The sequence below is a fragment of the Acinetobacter sp. Lyrl_1 genome, assembly GCF_051948795.1.
GTDB lineage: Bacteria > Pseudomonadota > Gammaproteobacteria > Pseudomonadales > Moraxellaceae > Acinetobacter > Acinetobacter towneri.
On the sequence record NZ_JAYJLK010000031.1, the window covers coordinates 1 to 21,622 of the forward strand.

The 21,622-nt window shown below is 43.1% G+C and carries 18 protein-coding genes, 1 pseudogene and 1 riboswitch; of the genes and pseudogenes, 16 read left to right on the forward strand and 3 right to left on the reverse strand.

The genetic code is table 11. The annotated features are described in order from the left end of the window. On the forward strand, nt 1-721 hold a 721-nt coding region (locus VF675_RS10065), incomplete at its 5' end, for a PAAR domain-containing protein (protein WP_440205167.1). Next, nucleotides 718-1,377 carry a hypothetical protein gene (locus VF675_RS10070; protein ID WP_179996563.1) on the forward strand — a complete coding sequence of 220 codons (660 nt, stop codon included), beginning with the start codon at nt 718-720 and terminating at the stop codon, nt 1,375-1,377. The genes VF675_RS10065 and VF675_RS10070, both read left to right, overlap by 4 nt. 280 nt (nt 1,378-1,657) lie before the next feature. Here VF675_RS10070 and VF675_RS10075 read toward each other — a convergent pair. Next, nucleotides 1,658-2,864, reverse strand: a pseudogene (locus VF675_RS10075) (IS256 family transposase). Between the two features lie 84 nt (nt 2,865-2,948). Beyond that, complete coding sequence (locus VF675_RS10080) at nt 2,949-3,143, reverse strand: DUF3565 domain-containing protein (RefSeq protein ID WP_167846407.1); 195 nt, start codon at nt 3,141-3,143, stop codon at nt 2,949-2,951. Nucleotides 3,144-3,259: 116 nt separating this feature from the next. On the opposite strand from VF675_RS10080, the gene gshB reads away from it, so the two are divergent. The 8 genes from gshB (at nt 3,260) to lpxC (ending at nt 12,619) form a co-directional block, all read left to right on the forward strand. Next, the gene (gene gshB / locus VF675_RS10085; protein WP_440205168.1) at nt 3,260-4,204 is read left to right on the forward strand and encodes a glutathione synthase; all 945 of its coding nucleotides are present in this window, start codon (nt 3,260-3,262) and stop codon (nt 4,202-4,204) included. A gap of 319 nt (nt 4,205-4,523) precedes the next feature. Further along, nucleotides 4,524-5,627 carry an undecaprenyldiphospho-muramoylpentapeptide beta-N-acetylglucosaminyltransferase gene (murG, locus tag VF675_RS10090; protein ID WP_440205169.1) on the forward strand — a complete coding sequence of 368 codons (1,104 nt, stop codon included), beginning with the start codon at nt 4,524-4,526 and terminating at the stop codon, nt 5,625-5,627. Nucleotides 5,628-5,630: 3 nt separating this feature from the next. After that, on the forward strand, nt 5,631-7,079 hold the full coding sequence (gene murC, locus VF675_RS10095; RefSeq protein WP_179990852.1) for a UDP-N-acetylmuramate--L-alanine ligase: 1,449 nt from the start codon (nt 5,631-5,633) through the stop codon (nt 7,077-7,079). 56 nt (nt 7,080-7,135) lie between these two features. Further along, the gene (locus VF675_RS10100) at nt 7,136-8,065 is read left to right on the forward strand and encodes a D-alanine--D-alanine ligase (protein ID WP_004974232.1); all 930 of its coding nucleotides are present in this window, start codon (nt 7,136-7,138) and stop codon (nt 8,063-8,065) included. Between the two features lie 2 nt (nt 8,066-8,067). Next, nucleotides 8,068-8,922 (forward strand): cell division protein FtsQ/DivIB, encoded by an 855-nt coding sequence (locus VF675_RS10105; RefSeq protein WP_004974235.1) that lies wholly within the window; start codon nt 8,068-8,070, stop codon nt 8,920-8,922. Between the two features lie 67 nt (nt 8,923-8,989). Continuing rightward, nucleotides 8,990-10,252, forward strand: coding sequence for a cell division protein FtsA (gene ftsA, locus VF675_RS10110; protein ID WP_004974236.1), 1,263 nt, complete (start codon nt 8,990-8,992; stop codon nt 10,250-10,252). A 159-nt stretch (nt 10,253-10,411) separates the two neighbouring features. Next, nucleotides 10,412-11,593 (forward strand): cell division protein FtsZ, encoded by a 1,182-nt coding sequence (ftsZ, locus tag VF675_RS10115; protein WP_004974238.1) that lies wholly within the window; start codon nt 10,412-10,414, stop codon nt 11,591-11,593. A 123-nt stretch (nt 11,594-11,716) separates the two neighbouring features. After that, nucleotides 11,717-12,619: a UDP-3-O-acyl-N-acetylglucosamine deacetylase gene (lpxC, locus tag VF675_RS10120; protein ID WP_004974240.1), complete on the forward strand. Its 903-nt coding sequence runs from the start codon at nt 11,717-11,719 to the stop codon at nt 12,617-12,619. A 97-nt stretch (nt 12,620-12,716) separates the two neighbouring features. Here lpxC and VF675_RS10125 read toward each other — a convergent pair whose 3' ends face one another. Next, nucleotides 12,717-13,157, reverse strand: coding sequence for a DciA family protein (locus tag VF675_RS10125; protein ID WP_004974242.1), 441 nt, complete (start codon nt 13,155-13,157; stop codon nt 12,717-12,719). A 106-nt stretch (nt 13,158-13,263) separates the two neighbouring features. Between VF675_RS10125 and VF675_RS10130 the strand changes: the two genes are divergently transcribed. The 6 genes from VF675_RS10130 to VF675_RS10155 all read left to right on the forward strand — a co-directional run bounded on the left by VF675_RS10130 (nt 13,264) and on the right by VF675_RS10155 (nt 21,362). Beyond that, a complete protein-coding gene (locus tag VF675_RS10130) occupies nt 13,264-13,947 on the forward strand; it encodes a M23 family metallopeptidase (RefSeq protein ID WP_004974246.1) in 684 nt (227 codons plus the stop codon). A 368-nt stretch (nt 13,948-14,315) separates the two neighbouring features. Further along, nucleotides 14,316-17,018 carry a pyruvate dehydrogenase (acetyl-transferring), homodimeric type gene (gene aceE / locus VF675_RS10135; protein WP_096901655.1) on the forward strand — a complete coding sequence of 901 codons (2,703 nt, stop codon included), beginning with the start codon at nt 14,316-14,318 and terminating at the stop codon, nt 17,016-17,018. 2 nt (nt 17,019-17,020) lie between these two features. Further along, complete coding sequence (locus VF675_RS10140; RefSeq protein ID WP_440205170.1) at nt 17,021-19,000, forward strand: 2-oxo acid dehydrogenase subunit E2; 1,980 nt, start codon at nt 17,021-17,023, stop codon at nt 18,998-19,000. A 98-nt stretch (nt 19,001-19,098) separates the two neighbouring features. Then, a riboswitch (yybP-ykoY riboswitch) is annotated at nt 19,099-19,259 on the forward strand. A gap of 71 nt (nt 19,260-19,330) precedes the next feature. After that, on the forward strand, nt 19,331-19,906 hold the full coding sequence (locus VF675_RS10145) for a TMEM165/GDT1 family protein (RefSeq protein WP_004974251.1): 576 nt from the start codon (nt 19,331-19,333) through the stop codon (nt 19,904-19,906). A gap of 185 nt (nt 19,907-20,091) precedes the next feature. Continuing rightward, a complete protein-coding gene (locus VF675_RS10150) occupies nt 20,092-20,889 on the forward strand; it encodes an MBL fold metallo-hydrolase (RefSeq protein WP_180169547.1) in 798 nt (265 codons plus the stop codon). Nucleotides 20,890-20,996: 107 nt separating this feature from the next. Further along, complete coding sequence (locus VF675_RS10155) at nt 20,997-21,362, forward strand: YkgJ family cysteine cluster protein (RefSeq protein WP_004974255.1); 366 nt, start codon at nt 20,997-20,999, stop codon at nt 21,360-21,362. The last annotated feature ends 260 nt before the right edge of the window (nt 21,363-21,622 follow it).

A 21,622-nucleotide genomic window follows, 5' to 3' on the forward strand; every position in this document is an offset into this window, starting at 1 on the left:
TTCAGTGATTAAAAGCCATGACCATATTATCTTTGATGGTAAGCCAGTTGCTTATGTCGGGGATAAATTAACATGCGGTGCTATTATTCAGCCGCAACAGTCGCATGTTGTTGGTGGGAGTAATGCTAATTATCATATAGTTTCTAATCCTCAAACTGAGCAAACTCTGCCTATAAGTGCTCAACAGAATTTAATAAATAGTTTTACAAATAAGAGGAAGTATGAGAACTATTATATTGAGTTTAATAAAACCGATTATGTAAAATTTAAAACAGGAATTCCTCCATACGATGAAGATAAAAAAGGGCTATTTGGGAGTGTTTTACAAATAGTTTCAGGAGCATGTGATTTTATCGTTACATCTATTTTAAAGAAAAAGAATCTGTTTATAACAGTTTCATATCACCCGCCAGTTGTAAAACATGATGCAAATAAAATCACTCCTTATGCAACTCTAAGACTCTATAAAGAAAAAAATAGAAAATCTGAATTATTAAAAATACAAGAATTGAAGTCTGATGGTGGGGTTTGGAGTATTGAGCGAGGAAAAGAACCAGTAGGTTTCTGTAACATTACCTTGCCTGAGCCTGATTTACTCCTATTGAGGGTTGAATTAGATCTTGGATATGTATTGACGTTTAGCGGTGGAGTTGTTACCCCGATACCCAGTTTTACAACCCACAGCTTTACTTTAAATTCCGCAGCAAGGGAAGTTAGATGAAGAATTTTCTTATTTTTTTAACAGCCTTCTTGATATTCGGAAGCACTGCCTGCTCATCTAATGGACATAATACACATCATGGTGAAGTTGAACTCACTCAAGATAGTGAAGCTGCCCAGAGTCTTTCTGCAGAAGATCAATCTATTATAAAAAAATATAAAGATACGATTCATAATTTGAATTTTAGGGAAAGAGAACATGCGAATAAGGTAATGAAAGATAGTTTGTCTGAAATAAGCAAAATTAAGAATGATTCCGAGCGAGAAAAGTTGCAAATGCAGATTTACTTAGCCACAGCCATGTATAAAGAAGCTTATGATTTAAATAGTAAAATGTTAAAAACTAGGTTTAGCGAAGCACGTTTACTGACTCAATGTGAGTTGAGCTATTACGCTAAAAAGCCTAAAAATGAATATGAAAAATGTTATGCCCAAGTAGCGTCATTGCTGGAAAAGACATTGAAAGTCACTCCTAAAAATGACTCTGAATATTTATATGGTGAGTGGGGGTACTTACTCGCGATGTATAAGGCAGGACATGAAGAATATAGACAAAAAATGGAAGATTTTATTCATTCTACTCAAGATAAAACGCTGAAATATCAGTTTGAAAGTTCTTATGAGTTGGCGATTGAACAGATCGCTAGTTACCAGTGATCTTTGTTGTATTGGTTTTCAGGAGTGCGTAAATACATCAACCTAACCCTACTGTTGTGATGTATGCAAAATTCTTAAAATACGAACAGAATCTTTAACGTCATACACGACAACATAGTGCAATGCACCACAAGTTCTCGAGTTCCATGGATGAGACCAGATCGCCCTTTAATGGCAGCGAAGAATGCTATACACGCACGACTTAAAAGGAGACATTTGGGGTATGAATAACACTGAGTATCTAAGCGGAGGGGATAAATAATTCTGTGTAAATACAGTTTTAAAAATACTTGGTTACACGCTCTTCAAACATGATACTAAAGCGATTCATAGCAGCTTTCCAATTCTGAATAGGCATCGTCCATTTTTTGCTTGCTGCCATAATTGCTAAATATACCACCTTTTTCACGGAATCATCAGTTGGGAAGATTTTTTTTCTTGGTTGCATGGCGGATAACGCTGTTCAATGATTCAATCGCATTCGTCGTGTAAATCGCTTTGCGAATATCCATAGAGTAAGCGAAGAACGTGTTTAGATTCGACCAGTTGGCAAGCCATGACTTGCTGATTTGAGGATACTTCTCATCCCATTTTTGTCCAAATTCATCTAAAGCCTGTAAGGCTGCGTCTTCTGTAACAGCTTGATATATCTTTTTTAAATCGGCTGTGACAGCTTTGTAGTCTTTCCAACTCACATATTTAAGATTGTTGCGTACCATGTGGATGATACACAACTGAATATGCGTATCAGGGTAAATTGTATTGATCGCATCAGGAAAGCCTTTCAGTCCATCTACGCAGGCAATCAGAATATCCTTTAAACCACGATTTTTCAGTTCTGTAAGGACTGAGAGCCAAAATTTAGAACCTTCGTTTTCTGACATCCACATACCTAATAAGTCTTTCTGTCCGTCTGTATTGACACCTAATGCTAGATACACCGCTTTGTTAATAATCGTACTATCTTGACGCACTTTCACGACGATACAATCCATATAGACAATAGGATAAAGGGCATCCAATGGTCGATTTTGCCATTCTATTACTTGTTCTTTAACTGCATCCGTCACTTTGGAAATAAGCGTTGGGGAGACGTCCGCATCGTACATTTCCTTGAATGTAGCAACAATATCTCGTGTCGTCATGCCTTTGGCGTATAGGGATAGGATTTGGCTATCCATTTGTGTGATACGGGTTTGACTCTTCTTAATCAGCTGGGGCTCAAAAGTGCCATCACGATCTCTAGGCGTGTCTAGTTCAAATTCACCATCATCAGTAAATAGCCGTTTGGTTGTATAGCCATTACGTGTATTTTTGCCTATACGAGGACTATTCTTCTCATAGCCTAAATGTTCAGTCAGTTCAGCATTGAGTGCAGTTTCAACGGTGAGTTTCTTTAGAGCTTTACTGAAATTATTCAGGTCAGCTTCTGTTTTTAAGTTCTTGGCAAATTCTTTTGCCAATGCCAGCATTGCTTCATCTTTCATGGTAAACACCTGTGTTGCCCCCAACAGCGTTGAGGGATAGTTTAAGCGTTTACACAGTTTTATTTACAGTCTCCCTAAGCGTATTCACTCAGTCTCCTCCTCACACTTCTTACACTCCAGCATCACCCCCAACTTTTCCTTGCGCCCTTGCTCTGTGATTACCCACGGGCGGTTTTGCCACGGTGGATTATGCCGCACATGCTGCCCATGACCGCAGGCCAAATCTGCGACCCAATCATTTTCTTCATCTAAATGAAAATCAATAATCGCTTGTTGCATCGCATACTCCTAAGTGCATGATGATCGTGGATAAAGCGTTACGAAAATTGCAGCAAAACCAAAGCCAAACTCCGCTATACTTTTGCTTATTCAATTCTTCAAAAGAGCACCGAAATATGCGCGTACTTGTGGTGATGGACCCTATTGAAACAGTCAATCTCAAAAAAGATTCCACCATGGCAATGCTATGGGCTGCGTCACGTCGTGGGCATACCTTGGGCTATGCATTACAGCAAGACTTATATATTGATCAGGGCAAGGCATTTGGTCTGATTGCTCCGCTTAAAGTCTTTGAAGACTATAACCATTATTACGAATTGGGCGAAAAACACAAAGAATCCTTAGCCGATTACGATGTCATTCTCATGCGTAAAGACCCGCCTTTTGACATGAATTTCGTTTATACCACATATATTTTAGAGCAAGCTGAACGCGAAGGCGCATGGATCATCAACAAGCCGCAAAGCCTGCGTGACTGTAATGAAAAGCTGTTTGCGACTCAATTCCCAGAACTACAAGTTCCGACATTGGTCACTTCACAACAAAGCCTGATTCGTGAATTTATTCAGCAACATGGTGATGTAATCGTTAAACCGCTCGATGGCATGGGCGGCATGGGAATTTTCCGTTTGTACCAAGATGGGGTCAATATTGGCTCAACCATTGAAATTCTGACCAACAACGGCACTCAGCCAATCATGGCGCAGCGCTATATTCCAGAAATTGTAGAGGGTGATAAACGCATCCTCATGGTTAATGGTGAGCCTGTGCCTTATTGTTTGGCACGAATTCCACAAAATGGCGAAGTGCGTGGCAACTTAGCTGCAGGTGGTTTAGGCGAAGCACGTCCATTGACTGAAAATGACAAAGCCATTGCCGCCAAAGTCGGGCCATTTTTACGTGAAAAAGGCTTGGTTTTTGTCGGATTAGATGTGATTGGCAACTATGTCACTGAAATCAACGTGACCAGTCCAACGTGTATTCGTGAAATTGATGCACAGTTTGGTACATCCATTGCCGATGATTTATTTACCGTACTTGAAGCAGGTCGTCCCAACTAAGTTTGGGCTTTATGCTCACTGTATCAATACAAAAGCCGTTTTCTATTTGAAAGCGGCCTTGTTTTTAGAGACGTGGATACAAAAAACAACTTAAACACTTTGCAAAATAGATCAATCAAAGCAGGTAAAATTGAATAAAACTTAACATTTTCCGTAGATTAATAATAAAACTAGTTTAAACTTGAAAATCTGTAGAAAAAAACAATCAAGCACTTGGTGAAAAAAAGTAAATAACCTTTCAAGCCCATGCGTTTGTGATTACAATTGATAGCTTATACAAGATTTTTATTTGCCTTATTTTGAGTTGAAGAATTAAACCGTGACTGACGCACAGCAACAACAGCCTAAACATGTCATGATGATGGCCGCAGGTACAGGTGGACATGTTTTTCCCGCTTTGGCCGTCGCAAAACAATTACAGCAACAAGGGATTCAAGTGTCATGGTTGGCGACCCCAACGGGCATGGAAAATCGTCTGCTTAAAAATCATAATATCCCAATTTACCAAATTAATATTCAAGGTGTACGTGGCAACGGTTTGATCCGTAAACTGGCTGCACCATTTAAAATTTTAGGCGCAACGCTCAGTGCTGTGCGTTACATGAAGCAATTAAAAGTTGATGCTGTTGCAGGTTTTGGTGGTTATGTGGCAGGGCCGGGTGGCTTGGCAGCACGTGCTTTGGGTATCCCTGTGCTGATTCACGAGCAAAATGCAGTCGCGGGTTTTACCAACACTCAATTGTCACGTGTGGCAAAAACCGTGTGTCAGGCTTTCCCAAATACCTTTCCAAACAGTGACAAAATTGTCACCACAGGCAACCCTGTTCGTGAAGAAATCACTGCGACCTTAAGCCCTGCATGGCGCTATCAGGAACGTGAAAAAGCAGGCTTGCCAATTCGTATTTTAATTGTGGGTGGTTCACTAGGTGCACAAGCCTTAAATGAATGTGTACCTGAAGCGTTAAAGCAACTAAATGTCGCTTTAGATGTTTATCATCAATGTGGGCAAAACCATGCCGAAGCGACGCAGGCACGTTATGCACACAAGCCTGACCATTTACAGGTTGAGGTACAGCCTTTTATTGAAGATATGGCCAAAGCCTATAGTGATGCCGATTTAATTATTTGTCGTGCGGGCGCACTCACGGTAACCGAGGTCGCGACTGCAGGTGTTGCAGCAGTATTTGTACCATTGCCTAGTGCGGTGGATGATCACCAAACTGCCAATGCCAAATTTTTAGCCGATTTGGGTGCAGCAAAAATCTGTCCGCAAGCCAGTATGACTCCCGAAAGTTTAACAACATTATTAACCCCGTTAATGAATCGTCAATTGTTGTCTGAAATGGCGGTCAAAGCCCGTCAGCAGGCACAGCCAGATGCAACTCAGCACGTGGTTCGTCTTATTCAAGCATTGTTCGAGTAAAATATGTCTCCATCTACACCCGCTGATCAAGCGAAAAAATTAATCAAAGTGCCTGAAATGCGCCGTATCAAACACATTCATTTTGTGGGTATTGGTGGCGCGGGGATGTGTGGTATTGCCGAAGTCTTGAAAAACCAGGGCTATAAAGTATCGGGTTCAGACATCAAAGCCTCAAAAACCACAGCGCAATTAGAAGAAAACGGCATCAAGGTTTATATTGGGCATGCGGCAGAGAATATTAAAGGCGCCAATGTGTTGGTGGTGTCTACTGCAATTGACCCAGAAAACCCAGAAATTAAAACAGCAATTGACACCCGTATTCCTGTGGTGCGTCGTGCTGAAATGCTGGGCGAGTTGATGCGTTACCGTCATGGTATTGCAGTCGCGGGTACACATGGTAAAACCACCACTACCAGTTTAATCACCTGTATGTTGGCCGAAGAAAACATGGATCCAACCTATGTGATTGGTGGTTTGCTAAACCGTACTGGGGTCAATGCAGCATTGGGTGCGAGCCGTTATATCGTGGCAGAAGCCGATGAATCTGATGCATCGTTCTTATTCCTAGAGCCAATGGCGGCTGTGGTGACCAATATTGATGCCGACCACATGGACACCTATGGTGGTAGTTTCGATACCTTAAAAGATACCTTTATTCAATTTTTGCACAAACTGCCATTCTACGGTTTGGCTGTGGTGTGTGGTGATGATGCCAATATTCGTGAAATCATGCCGCGTATCGGGCGCCCTGTATTGACCTATGGTTTTAATGAAGACAACGATATTCGTGCCATTGATGTCGATCAAGACGGTATGCGCACACACTTTACTGTACTGCGTAAAGACCGCGAACCGTTACGCGTGACGGTGAATCAACCGGGGCTGCATAACGTATTGAATGCCTTGGCTGCAATTGGAATTGCCACCGATGAAGGCGTTTCTGATGGTGCAATTTGCCGTGCTTTAGAAGGCTTTAGCGGTGTCGGTCGTCGTTTCCAAGTACAAGGTGAGTTTGAGGTAGCAGACGGCAATGTGAAATTGGTAGATGACTACGGACATCACCCGAAAGAAGTGGAAGCCACCATTAAAGCTGCGCGTCAAAGTCATCCTGATCGCCGTTTGGTGATGTTGTTCCAACCACACCGTTTTAGTCGCACCCGTGACTGTTTTGATGACTTTGTGGAAGTGTTGTCACAAGTCGATCAATTGTTATTGCTCGATGTTTATCCTGCGGGTGAAAAACCAATTGTTGGCGCAGATAGCCGTACTTTGGCACGCAGTATTCGTTTGCGTGGTCAGGTTGAGCCAATTTTGGTCGATCCAAATGACGGCAACCTACCGAATATTGTGAAACAAGTGTTACAGGCCAATGACTTGTTATTGACCCAAGGTGCAGGTAATGTGGGGGCGATTTCAATCGAGCTTGCACAAAACCATTTATATTTAAAATAATCACAACCTGTGATGTTTGAATTTGATCGACCAGTTTAAAGTTTAAGGATATAAACGTGTCAAATGCTTCAAAGTTCGGCAAAGTTGCCGTGTTATTGGGTGGAAAATCTGCTGAGCGTGAGGTTTCTCTAGACAGCGGTCAAGCAGTACTCGAAGCACTGCTACGTTCTGGGGTCAATGCAGAAGCATTTGATCCACAAACACGTAGCGTGACCGAATTGGTCAATTATGATCGTGCCTTTATTGTGTTACACGGGCGCGGTGGTGAAGATGGTCAAATTCAAGGTGTTTTGGAATGGTTGAATATTCCATACACGGGTACGGGCGTGCAAGGTTCAGCCATTGGCATGGACAAAGTGAAGACCAAGCAAATTTGGCAAGGTTCTGACTTGCCAACTGCGCCATATCGTATTGTTAGCAAAGATTCCAATATTGAAGACGTGGTTGCCGAATTGGGTTTACCACTCATCATCAAGCCTGTACATGAAGGTTCAAGTATTGGCATGAGCAAAGTCGAAAAAGTAGAAGACTTTGCCGATGCTGTAGCGAAAGCAACTGCACATGACGCTATTGTTATGGCTGAAAAATGGATTACAGGACGTGAATTTACCATCGTGCTGTTAAATGGTCAGGCTTTACCGATTATTCGTTTAGAACCACCGAAAGATGTGGCGTTCTATGATTATGAAGCCAAATATCAACGTAATGATGTGCAATACGGTATTCCGTGTGGTTTAAGCACTGCCGAAGAGCAACAGTTACAGGCTTTGGCATTACGTGCCTTCCAAGCCGTGGGTGCAAGTGGCTGGGGTCGTATTGATGCCATGCAAGATGAGAACGGCAATTTCTGGCTATTGGAAGTGAATACCGTGCCGGGAATGACCAGCCACTCTTTAGTTCCGAAAGCGGCAAATGCAGTCGGCTATAGTTTTGATGAGCTGTGTGTGGCAATTTTGGCACAAACCCTTACAGGTGAAGCACACTAAATATGGCTCAACTTCCTGCATCCTTGCGCCGTAAACGGGCAGCGATTACCTCGATTCATGACAAACCGCCAACAGCCAAAGAAAAGCTGATTCATTTTGGCGGTTGGGTAATGCTGTGCGTTGCGGTGCTCGTGTTGGCAGTGGGTGCGTACGGGCTATACAAAGTCATGACCGATGCACAAATTGCCAAGCTAGATGTAGTGGGTACACGTTCAGATGCGGAACACCGCCAAGTGATGACGCATGTGAACCCTGTAATGACCAAGAACTATTTCACCTCTGACCTAGAGCAAATCCGCGATACCGCTTTGGAGTTGTCTTGGGTAGATCGAGTGGTGGTTTCACGTGCGTGGCCGAATGCTATTCGTGTGCGGGTTATGCCGCGTCATCCAATTGCACGTTGGGGGACAGGTCGTTTGCTCAGTGACAGCGGTGAAGTCTTTACCGAGGTCACGCCACAAAATAATCAACATTTACCGTTATTACACGGGCCAACGCATCAATCTAAAATGATGATGCGTCGTTATAATGAAATTAACCAATTATTCTTACCCGTCAACGATCGTTTAAAAGAACTATATTTAACAGAACGTATGACGTGGTTTATGCAGTTTGATTCAGGTCTACGTGTTATTGTAGATAAAGATCAAACCATGAGTAAGCTGCAGCGCTTGGGGCATCTTGCACAAAGTGATTTGAAACCTGTATGGTCTAAAATATCCGCCATCGATTTGCGTTATCGCAATGGTTTAGCCATTCAATGGAAAAACTCAATTCCGCCAAAAATTGCAAATGGTCACTTTGTTGTAACGATTGATGACACAAGCATTGCAGAGGGAATAAGAGCAAAGCCATAATATTGGGCTTTAAAAAAATAGAGGCATTAAGCCATAAATTAAACATACTGGTAATGGTAGTGAATAAATGAGTGAAGCTGTTCCCTCGGTTGTTGCGATTGACATTGGGACGCACAAAGTTTCAGTTTTGATTGCTAAGGTCCATGCGCCAGACAATATCCAAGTCATTGGTATGGCCACCGCACGTAATCGAGGCATGAGTAAAGGAAAAATTGTCAGTCTCGATAAAGTGATTACTGCAATTAAAAATGCCGTGCAAGAAGCGGAAGATATGGCGGAATGCCGTGTGCATTCGGCATGGATTTCTATTCCTAGTGCAGAGCTAAAAAGCTTTTATGCTTCAGGTCGCACACCTATTGAAAGTAGTGATCACACCATTACCACCAGTGAAGTGGTACGCGCCTTGGACTTGGCCAAAGCCAGTCACCTCACCTCAGACCATTATTTGGTGAGTGCAGTACCACTCGGTTTCGATTTAGATGATTCGGGTGAATGGGTACAAAACCCAATTCGTATGTCAGCACATAGCATGACGGGGCATTATCAATTGATGATGTTGCCTATTAGCACCATGCAGAATTTAGACCGTGCTTTAAAAGGTGCCAATATTGGTGTCGAAAAAATGGTGGTGTCAAATTTAGCCACTGCAGAAGCCAGTCTGCTTAAAGATGAAAAAGAATACGGTGTGTGTCTGGTAGATATTGGCGCAGGTACGACCAGTATTGCAGTTTATTTAGATGGACGTTTGGCCTTGGCACACACTTTGCAGCGTGGTGGTGAGCATGTCACCCGCGATATTGCAGCGGTGTTACAAACCACAACTGAAGAAGCTGAACGGATTAAGCTATTGTATGGCTGTGTAGATATGAAAGTGGTCAAACCTGATCACATGATTCAGATTCAGGGCATTGATGGGCCGCAAACCATTAGCCGTATTGAACTGGCGGAAATTATTATTGCGCGTTATGAAGAAATTTTTGCACAAATTCGTCAGGAACTCGAAAAGAGCGGTGCCATTCATGGTTTATATCATGGTGTGGTTTTGGCGGGTGATGCCTCACAAATTGAAGGCATGATCAGCTTGGTACGTCGTATGTTGGGTGTTTCGGCACACTTGGGGAATCATCCTTCACAAGTTTATGCCGATGAACCGCATCAGGCCGCCTTACGCCGTTCACAATATGCAACAGCTTCAGGCTTATTGCTTTATAGTCAAAACTATACTCAAGACACGATTGTAGAACATGAAGACCCTGAAACCTTATCGGTTTGGGGGCGTGTCGGACGGGCATGGTCTGGCTTGAACGAAAAGTTAAAATCTATTTTTTAGTTGAGTTTTTTGGGAATATTGTTAGGAAGTTGTACGGATCATCACTGGTACTTGACAAGCCAGAAGTTGAACAGCATTCTTAAAAATAATTTTTATGAAGATCAAGGCAGTATACGGGCTTAAGTGACTGCCAATAACGTATTAGGAAATCTAAAGGTCATGGCCTCATTTGAATTTATAGATGATCAAACCGATAGCAACGGTCAAGCCCGTTTCACTGTGTTTGGTGTGGGTGGTGCAGGTGGTAACGCTGTGCAGCACATGCTTGAGTCGGATATTCAGGGTGTAAAATTTGTTTGTGCCAATACGGACAAACAAGCATTGGATCGCATGAATTCGCAATTCAAAATCCAGCTAGGTGAGCAAAGCACACGTGGTTTAGGCGCGGGCGGTGATCCTCAAGTGGGTCAAACTGCAGCGGAAGAAAGCCGCGAGCTGATCTGTCAGCAACTTGAAGGCACAGACATGGTGTTTGTGACTGCAGGGATGGGCGGTGGTACAGGTACAGGTGCTGCGCCAGTTGTGGCTGAAATTGCCAAAGAAATGGGCATTTTGACTGTTGGTGTGGTGACTACGCCATTTAACTTTGAGGGTAAGCGTCGCTTACTTTCTGCGGAAAAAGGGATTGCGGCATTAGAACAGCATGTAGACTCTTTAATCATTATTCCAAACCAGCGTTTAATGAAAGTTTACCGCGACATTTCAATGAAAGATGCGTATAAAAAAGCCGATGACGTTTTGTTGAACGGTGTACGCAGTATTTTTGATTTGGTGGTACGTCCAGGTCACATCAACCTAGACTTTGCTGACTTGAAAACTGCGATGAGTACGCGCGGTTATGCGATGATGGGTGTTGGTTCAGGTCGTGGTGAAAACCGTGCGCGTCAAGCGGCTGAACAAGCGATTCGTAGCCCATTGCTCGATAGCGTAACCATTGCCAATGCCAAAGGCTTGTTGATTAACGTAACGGGTGGTGATGATGTGACCTTCGGTGAAATCGAAGAGATCATGGACGTGATTCATCAACTTTCAGATACCGAACAAACCCAAGTATTCTACGGTACGGTATTTGATCCTGAAGCGCGTGACGAAATTAGCGTGACTGTTATTGCTACTGGTTTAGCGCGTAACACAGGCGATACACCAGAGCCTGCAAAACGCACCGTGACACAAACCACTTCTGCAGCACCAACAGCGGCAGTAGAAGAAGATGATGTGCCTGCAATTCAGCGTCAGCAGGCAGAAACTGCGCCTGCAATTAGTGCGACAACAACATCAGGCTCTGCGCGTCCAACGCCAATGAGTATTCAAGACTATTTGAAAAATCAGCAGCGTAAATAAGCCAAGATCCTCAATTTCATTGTGTGATCGGGAAAAGGCAGTTTTAAACTGCCTTTTTTGTTTTTTATCAATGGCTAAATATGCTAACGTATAGCGGTTTTAAAATTTAGATGAATTGAGAACATGCTGAAACAACGTACCCTACAACGTGTCGTCAAGGCGAGCGGTATTGGTCTGCACAGTGGTCAAAAAGTATTGATCAACTTTGTGCCGCATCATGCCGATGGGGGAATTGTGTTTCGTCGTATCGATTTAAATCCGCCTGTCGATATTCCAGCCGATGCCATGCTGATTCAAGAAGCATTTATGTGCTCGAATTTGGTTCAGGATAATGCCAAAGTTGGCACTATTGAGCATGTTATGAGTGCAATTGCAGGGTTGGGCATTGATAACTTGATTATTGAAGTGTCTGCCTCTGAAGTGCCCATTATGGACGGCAGTGCAGGGCCTTTTATTTATTTGTTGATGCAGGGTGGTTTAAAAGAACAGGATGCTGCGAAAAAGTTCATCAAAATTTTAAAACCTGTAGAAGCTTTAATTGACGATAAACGTGCGGTGTTCAGTCCGCATGAAGGTTTTCAGCTCAATTTCACCATCGACTTTGATCATCCTGCCTTTAAAAAAGAATATCAGTCTGCCACCATCGATTTTTCTACAGAAACCTTTGTCTATGAAGTCAGTGGCGCACGTACTTTTGGCTTTATGAAAGATTTGGACTATTTAAAAGCCAATAATTTGGCTTTGGGTGCGAGTTTAGATAATGCCATTGGGGTAGATGATACAGGCGTGGTCAATGAAGAAGGTTTGCGCTTCTCGGACGAGTTTGTACGGCATAAAATTTTAGATGCTGTGGGGGATTTGTACTTGCTTGGACATCAAATTATTGCCAAGTTTGATGGTTATAAATCAGGACATGCCTTAAATAATCAGTTATTACGCAATGTTCAGAGCGATCCAAGCAGTTATGAAATTGTAACATTTGATGACATAAATTCTTGCCCGATCACTTTTGTGCATGTGACATAAGTCATTGTCTTTTCTTACTACGTTATAATGTAACAACAATAATATGTGAATTTCATCACAAATTTGAGCACGAGTTTTTGGTGTTTTCTGCAAACAATTATTTTTTATTGCTTGCCAAACGTAACAAAGCTTGGCTAAGCTTAGGGTCGCTCACAAAGTCAGCAGCACCTCGTAACATATCTTGAGTTTCTGGACTAAGTGTTCTTAAAGGCTTTTCGCTTTTTGGGGGCGTTTGAGATTCAACTCTTAAACGAACTTGAATTTTTTGTATGTCTTTCAGTTCATGCAGTTGTGACAGTTGAGTAATGTATTGCTTTTGCAAATAAGCAAGTTGACTGACCATCGCTTGATTCGTTCCAGTAATGGTTAAGACACCTTGTTGATAACAAACCACCTGCCATTGCTCTGGTTGCGGCAGTAAAGGTTGAATAAGTTTGCCAAGTTTCTGCCATGCAGCAACTTGGGTTGAGAGAAACGTTAGGTTTCCTGTTTTTATGTGTTTTCTTGTTTGTTGAAAGAGATTCACAGGTTCGGACATACATCATTCCTTCATGTTTATGCCCTAATCTTATGCGCTCCTTTCAGTAGATATCAAGGAAGAGATCACAAGGAACTTCAAGTAAGAACAGTTAAGAGGTTTTTTTATGCATTCGCGCCGTATTTTATTAGCGTTTTCACTGGCAGCTTCGGCAGCATCTGTCGCATTTGCTGATTTAGTTGAGTTAGATTCCCAAAATTCATCGACTGATCGTATTGAGCAATTAACCCGCACCTTGTCACAAGGTTCTTATACAGAAACACAAGACATTGATGTTCCTGCACAAACGCAGATGACCGTTAAGCTTCGTGAAAAGACTACAGAATTAAACAATGCGTCTTTAGCAAAAAAATACGGTACCAATACCAGCACCCGTTTTGCTTCTTCAAATCCTTATGCTTGGTTAGTGTCACATCCATTACCAAATGCACGTATTAGCTCGAACTATGGCGGTCGTGTCATGAGTGGTCGTGCTGAAAACCATTCAGGCTTAGACCTTGCTGCACCAAGCGGTACTCCAATTTATGCGACTGGCCCAGGTATTGTGACCAAGTCAGGCTGGGGCACAGGTTATGGTCAATATGTAGAAATTAACCACGGTAATGGTTATATCACGCGCTACGCACACGCTTCACGTTTAATTGCACGTGTGGGTGACCGTGTAGATGCAGGTGAACATATTGCCAACGTGGGTTGTACAGGTCGTTGTACAGGTCCTCACTTACATTATGAAGTAGTGAAAGATGGTCAACGTAAGAACCCTTCTACCTATTTAGCAATGTTGCCGTAATGTTTTGGCTAGAAATTCATGCTCTAGCCACACTCACTGTAAACTACACGCGAACTACAAATTAAAACATGAAATTAAAGCGGCAAAGGTCGCTTTTCTTTATACTCACGTTTTAGCTTTTAGCAAAATCTAGTGAGACATTTCAGACATCAACTTATCACCTAAAAAAATAATAACACGCAGTATCTGCTTTATTGTATAAAAAACCGCCTAAATTGGCGGTTTTTTGTTATTTGCTGTAAGAATGTGTCAATCACTATTTATTTTCTAAATAGTATGCAGGATATGCATTTAAGATTAGCCATATCTACTAAAGTCTAAATTATGATACATATAAAGCATACGATTAGGCTTAGGAATAGTGAATTATGGCGTTTTACGGTGATACGGACTCACAAGAAACCCAAGAATGGCAAGACGCCTTTGATGCTGTGTTACAACATATGGGTACTGAACGGGCAGCATTTTTACTCGAAAAACTGTACCAACGTGCAATTGCAAAGCATGTACCCATTCAGCGATTAAATACTCCTTACCTCAATACCATTTCAGTGGAAGAACAACCTGCCATGCCGGGCGATCAGGATATGGAGCGTCGTATTCGCGCCCTGATTCGCTGGAATGCGTTGGCAATGGTATTGCGTGCCAATAAAACAGGTGATGATTTAGGTGGTCACCTTGCAAGTTTCGCATCTTCAGCCACATTATATGATGTTGGTTTTAACCATTTCTTCCGTGCCAATAGTGATCATTTTGGCGGTGATATGATCTACTACCAAGGTCACTGTGCACCCGGTATTTATGCCCGTTCATTTTTAGAAGGGCGTTTAACCGAAGATCAATTAAATAATTTCCGCCGTGAAGTGGGCGGTAACGGTTTACCTAGCTATCCACATCCTTATTTAATGCCTGACTATTGGCAGTTCCCAACGGTATCGATGGGTCTGGGTCCAATCATGTCAATTTATCAGGCACATATTCAAAAATATTTAATGAACCGCGGTTTGATTAAAGAAGAAGACCGTAAAGTCTGGGCATATCTAGGCGATGGTGAAATGGATGAGCCAGAAAGTTTGGGTGCAATTTCACTGGCAGGTCGTGAAAAGCTAGATAACCTGATTTGGGTGGTGAACTGTAACTTACAGCGTTTAGATGGCCCTGTACGCGGTAACGGTAAAATCATTCAAGAACTTGAGTCGTTATTCCGTGGCGCAGGTTGGCGCGTGATTAAAGTGGTCTGGGGGCGTCATTGGGATGCTTTATTAGACAAAGACGACACAGGTGCATTAAGAGCCATTATGGAAGAAGCGGTGGATGGTGATTATCAGCGCTTGCAAGTGAAAGGTGGTGCATACGCTCGTGAGAAATTCTTTGGTAAATATCCTGAAGCCAAAGAATTGGTCAAAGATTTAAGCGATGAAGATATTGATAACCTGAACCGTGGTGGTCACGATCCGTACAAAGTATTTGCGGCGTATGCTGAAGCATGTAAGGCCAAAGGTCAGCCAACGGTCATTTTAGCCAAAACTGTCAAAGGTTATGGTTTGTCTGATGAAATTGAAGCGGTGAACAAAACCCACCAAATCAAAAAAATGCAGTTGGATTCTTTAAAATATGTACGTGACCGCTTCAACTTGCCATTTAGCGATGAGCAACTTGAAGAAGTGCCGTTCTATCGTCCAAGTGAAAATTCGCCTGAATTGAAATATATGAAAGCGCGTCGCGAAGCGTTGGGTGGTTATTTGCCTGCGCGTCGTAAAGACAGCGAAGCTTTACAAATTCCTGAATTATCAGTTTTCGATTCAGTCTTGGCAGGTTCAGGTGGCAAAGAACAATCGACCACTATGGTGATGGTGCGTTTGATTTCTGCCCTGCTCAAAGAAAAAGCCATTAAAGACCGTGTGGTACCCATTGTACCCGATGAAGCACGTACTTTTGGTTTAGAAGGCATGTTCCGTCAACTGGGTATTTATGCCGCACATGGGCAAAAATACACCCCTGAAGACCAAGAACAATTGATGCATTATCGTGAAGCCAAAGACGGTCACATGCTGCAAGAAGGCATTAACGAAGCAGGTGCAATGAGTGCTTGGGCAGCTTTGGGTACCAGTTATTCGACCAATAACTTACCAATGATCCCAATGTATATGTATTACTCCATGTTTGGTTTCCAGCGGATTGGGGATATTGCATGGGCGGCAGGTGATGCACAGGCGCAAGGTTTCTTGTTGGGTGCCACTGCAGGACGTACCACACTCAATGGTGAAGGCTTGCAACACCAAGATGGTCACTCGCATATTTTAGCCAATACTATTCCAAACTGTGTGTCCTATGACCCATGCTTTGGTTATGAGCTTGCCGTGATTGTGCATGATGGTTTGCAACGCATGTATGTCAATCAGGAGCGCGTGTTCTATTACCTCACCGTAATGAATGAAAACTACGAGCATCCTGAAATGCCACAAGGTGTGGAAGAAGGCATTAAGCGCGGCATGTATTTACTGCAGGAAGATGAAAAAGCCACGGTTCAATTGCTAGGTTCAGGTGTGATTTTGCGTGAAGTCATCAAAGCGGCGAAAATCTTGCGTGAAGAGTATCAAATCCACTCGAATGTCTACAGTGTGACCAGTTTTAATGAATTGGCGCGTGATGGTATGGCGTGTGAAGAATACAACCGTTTGCATCCATTGGCTGAAGAAAGCAAAGAGCCGTGGATCTCACAACAGTTACGTGGCAAAGATGGCATTGTCGTGTCTGCTACCGATCACATGCGCGCCTATAGCGAGCAAATTCGCGGTTACTTGCCAGACAATCGTCCATTTGTTGCCTTGGGTACCGATGGTTATGGTCGTTCCGATACCCGCGGTAACTTGCGTAGCTACTTTGGGGTCGATGCTGCACACATTGTGGTAGCCACCTTGAAAAAACTGGCTGATGAAGGCGAAGTCGATGCGCGTTTGGTCAAAGATGCAATCTCGACATTTGAGTTAGATACAGATCGTCCTGTCGCGTGGGCACCGCAAGCGGTTCCTGAAGTACAAGCGGTTGCTGACTACAAAGAGGAGCACTGATCATGCAAATTCAAACGCCTGATATTGGTGTCGATAAAGCCACTGTTGCAGATATTCTTGTCAAAGTTGGCGACACGATTGCAGTTGATGACAGCATTGTCCTGTTGGAATCAGACAAAGCCTCTGTTGAAGTACCCAGCACCGCTGCAGGGGTAGTGAAAAGTATTTTGGTACAACAAGGCGATGAAGTGACTGAAGGTGCGGTGCTAATTGAGCTAGAAACTGAAGCTCAAACCGCAGCTGCTACAGAAGTTGCTGCACCGCAAGCCGAAGTGGACGCTGCACCGAAGCAAGATGCTGAACCAGTGGTCGCTGCAGCGCCAAGCTCGGCGACATCAACCACAGCACAAGAAGTAGATGTACAAGTACCTGACATTGGCGTGGAAAAAGCCGTTGTTGGGGAAATTTTAGTACAAGTGGGCGATGCGATTGATGTTGATCAAAGTATTATTGTGGTGGAGTCGGACAAAGCCACGGTAGAAGTGCCGAGTACGGTATCGGGTACAGTTACCGCGATCCAAATCACTACGGGTGATACGGTAAAAGAAGGTGTGGTGATTCTGAAAGTGAAAACCGCCGCTGCTGCAGTCACACAGGTGGAAACACCTCAAGTGGCATCAGCAGAAGCGGCTGCTGCAACAGCGAGCGCAGCAACTGCATCTGCACCACAAACAACAGCATCAGCACAGGTTGAAGTCGCAGTGCCTGATTTAGGGGTCGATAAAGCCACAGTGGCAGAAATTTTGGTACAAGTAGGTGATACAGTTGCCGCTGACCAAAGTTTGATTGTGGTGGAATCAGACAAGGCTACGGTAGAAGTGCCAAGTACTACTGCAGGCGTGATTCAAGCGATTCATGTAGAATTAGGACAAAGTGTTGCGCAGGGCAATGCCTTAGTGACGATAGTAACTGCAGGCGCAGCTGCACCAGCAGCAGTTGCGGCAGCGCAAGTTGCCTCTGCACCAAGTGCATCGCCAGCAGTCAGTGCTGCATCTACAGCACAAACCACAACGGTTGCAGCAAGTGCACATACGAATGTAGACAAATTGAGCAAGGCGCAAAATGAAGCCAATGCAAAAGTGTATGCAGGCCCTGCTGTGCGTAAACTGGCGCGTGAGTTAGGTGTTGTTTTAGCCGATGTAAACGCCACTGGCCCACATGCACGTGTACTCAAAGAAGACTTGAAGGCTTATGTTAAAGCGCGTCTTACTGCGCCGCAGACGGCTCCTGTCGCTGCTACAACACAGCAAGTTACAGGTTTGCCAAAGCTGCCTGACTTTACTGCATTTGGTGGCGTGGAAGAAAAAGGTTTGACGCGCTTACAACAAGTGTCAATTCCGCAATTGTCCCTGAACAATTACATCCCACAAGTCACGCAATTTGATTTGGCCGATATTACTGAGCTAGAAGCGTGGCGCAGTGAATTGAAAGCTAACTTCAAAAAAGAAGGTGTTAGCTTGACCATTTTGGCGTTCATTGCCAAAGCAGTAGCGCATTTACTGAAAGATGAGCCATATTTCGCTGCGCATCTGGCAGACGATCAAAAGTCTGTGCTGCTGCGTAAAGAAATCCACATGGGCATTGCGGTGGCAACCCCCGATGGTTTAACCGTGCCTGTACTACGTAATCCAGATCAGAAATCGATTAAACAAATTGCGATTGAACTGGGTGAGTTGAGTCAAAAAGCGCGTGATAAAAAGTTGTCGCCTAAAGATTTACAAGGTGCAAACTTTACCATCACCAGTTTAGGTTCGATTGGCGGTACGGCATTTACGCCGTTGGTGAACTGGCCGCAGGTTGCGATTTTGGGTATTTCACCAGCGACCATGCAGCCTGTCTGGAATGGTGAAGGCTTTGATCCGCGCTTGATGTTGCCATTGTCATTGTCGTATGACCATCGGGTAATTAATGGCGCAGATGCAGCACGTTTTACCCATAAACTGACCCAGTTGTTGGCAGATATTCGTAGCTTGCTGCTCTAAACTCAGAAAAGCTTTATAAAACCCTGCTGCGGCAGGGTTTTTTGTCACTGCCGTTATTCGGCTAAATTTGCTTAACCGCAGTATTCCGTTTAGAATAGCTGTACTTCATTGGGGAGTAGCCGCTTTTTACTAATTTCTGTTTCAACTGAATGCAGTAAAAAGGTGATGGTCAACATATTTGTTCCACAGAACATGGTCATCATAGCAAAGAACCAAGTCTGCTTTTTCAAGCTTTCTTTTGTTGGCAAGACCTTTGATTTATCACTCTGCAGATTTTGGCTAGCAGGAGGGATAGGTCATTGGTATGTGTGCTAGCCAGAGAAAAACATCATGTATGAATTCCTCATCTCGACTGCCATTGTCGCCTTAGCCGAAATGGGTGATAAAACCCAACTATTGGCTTTATTACTCGCGGCACGTTTTCGTAAACCTGCTCCAATCTTGGTTGCTATTTTACTGGCAACACTCATTAACCACGGACTTTCTGCAGTTTTAGGGCAGTGGATTACCACGGTACTTAGCCCAGAAATTTTATTGTGGATTTTATCTTTAGGTTTTATTGGCATGGCGATTTGGATGCTTATTCCAGACCAGCTAGATGATGAAACTGAAAGCATCAACAAGTGGCAAAAATACGGTGTATTTGGCGCGACCTTTGTATTGTTCTTTTTGGCAGAAATTGGCGATAAAACTCAAATTGCCACAGTGGCTTTAGCCGCACGTTATGACAGCGTGTTTTGGGTCATGCTTGGAACCACTTTGGGGATGATGCTGGCCAATGCACCTGCGGTATTTATTGGTAATAAATTAGCGACCCGATTGCCAATTGCTTTAATTCATAAAATTGGTGCACTGATTTTCCTAATTATTGGTGTGTCGACTTTGGCGCAACATTATTTATTCTAAACTATTCATTAAAATGCATAAATCCTGAGCAAATTGCTCGGGATTTGTTTATTTGAATGCTGCTGCAATTCACTGATATTTCAGGTAATCTGAGCCATTTTATTTATTGTAACTTTCCATAAATAGCTATATGTTATTCAATGATAGAAAATCTATTTTTAAAATGAAAAAATTGGGGATTGGTTATGGCATTTGACCGTACAACATCGCAGGTCTTATTTGATAATGGGACACATAAATGTATTAGTTTTACCAGTTTGGTCAAAGGTGAAGGTGTTCAGGCCAACCAATTTCTGATCATTGATAATAACCGTGCCGCAGTGCTAGACCCAGGTGGCGACCTGACCTATGTACCACTGACCATGGAATTAAACAAATATACCCGTTTGACCAATCTTGACTATGTCATGGCATCGCACCAAGACCCAGACATCATCACTTCAATGCCGCGTTGGTTGGTCTATACCGAAGCAAAAATCGTAGCATCAAAATTGTGGGCGCGTTTCTTGCCGCACTTAAGCTCATCTTTTATGAGCGACCGTATGAAAGGCAACTGGTTAGATCGTTTGGTGGAACTGCCAGATGAAGGTCAGGCAATTCCTTTGGGCGAGTCTAAAATTATTGCTGTGCCTGCGCATTTCTTACACTCTGTTGGTAATTTCCAGTTTTATGATCCTATCGCCAAAATTTTATTTTCTGGTGATATGGGTGCGTCAATGGTGGAAGATGCTTTAATTCCATTGACTGATTTTGCTGCGCATATTCCTGCGATGAAAGGCTTCCATCAGCGCTATATGTGTTCCAATAAAGTGATTCGCCTCTGGGTGAATATGGTACGCACCATGGACGTTGAAATGATTGTGCCGCAACACGGTACGCCATTTGTGGGCAAAGAACAGGTGAATCAATTCTTAGACTGGATTGAAACACTGGAATGTGGCGTCGATTTGATGGACGAACACGTTTTTAGCTGCCCTGAATAAGCGACAAAAAAAGCTGAAAAAACTGTAAAAAAAAACTTGAGTGCAAAAACAACTTTTTTTAAGATTTTCGCCCAAAAACGATTTTTTTGATGACGAGAACTTAACGAATGTTGTCTCAAGTACCTACAGCAGATGCCTGCTTAAGCTGCGGCGCGTGTTGCGCTTATTTCCGTGTTTCATTTTATTGGGCTGAAGGCATGAATATGCCTGAGCACTACACGGAACCAGTAACAGCAGTCTATTCATGCATGTGTGGTACCAATCAGAGTCAGCCGCGTTGTGTCGCTTTAGAAGGTGAAGTTGGACAGCAAGTGAGCTGCGGGATTTATGAATTACGCAGCAGCTCTTGTAAAGAAGTGCAAATTGCCGATGATCAATGCAATAAAGCACGTCGTGCGCATAACATGATTCCATTTGTGCAAGTCGATCCAGCCATTTCTGTGAATGATGATGACTTCGATCAAGTGGTTTAATGGTGCTTTAAGTTGTTGATCGCAATCCAGATTGAAAAAGCAAAGCTGCGGCTTTGCTTTTTTTTACGGCTAATTTTGGATAAATAGCCAATCATGGTTCACATTGAAGCGGCTTTATCTGCCTGAAAAATGAAACATCGCAAGTTTTAAACCTGCACGGCTAAAAAGCAAACTAAGGATGAAAACTTCAATTTTTAGATGAAAATTACCGATTTTTTCATGTCGCATCCCCCAGAAGGGCAGAATAAAAAATATTTCTT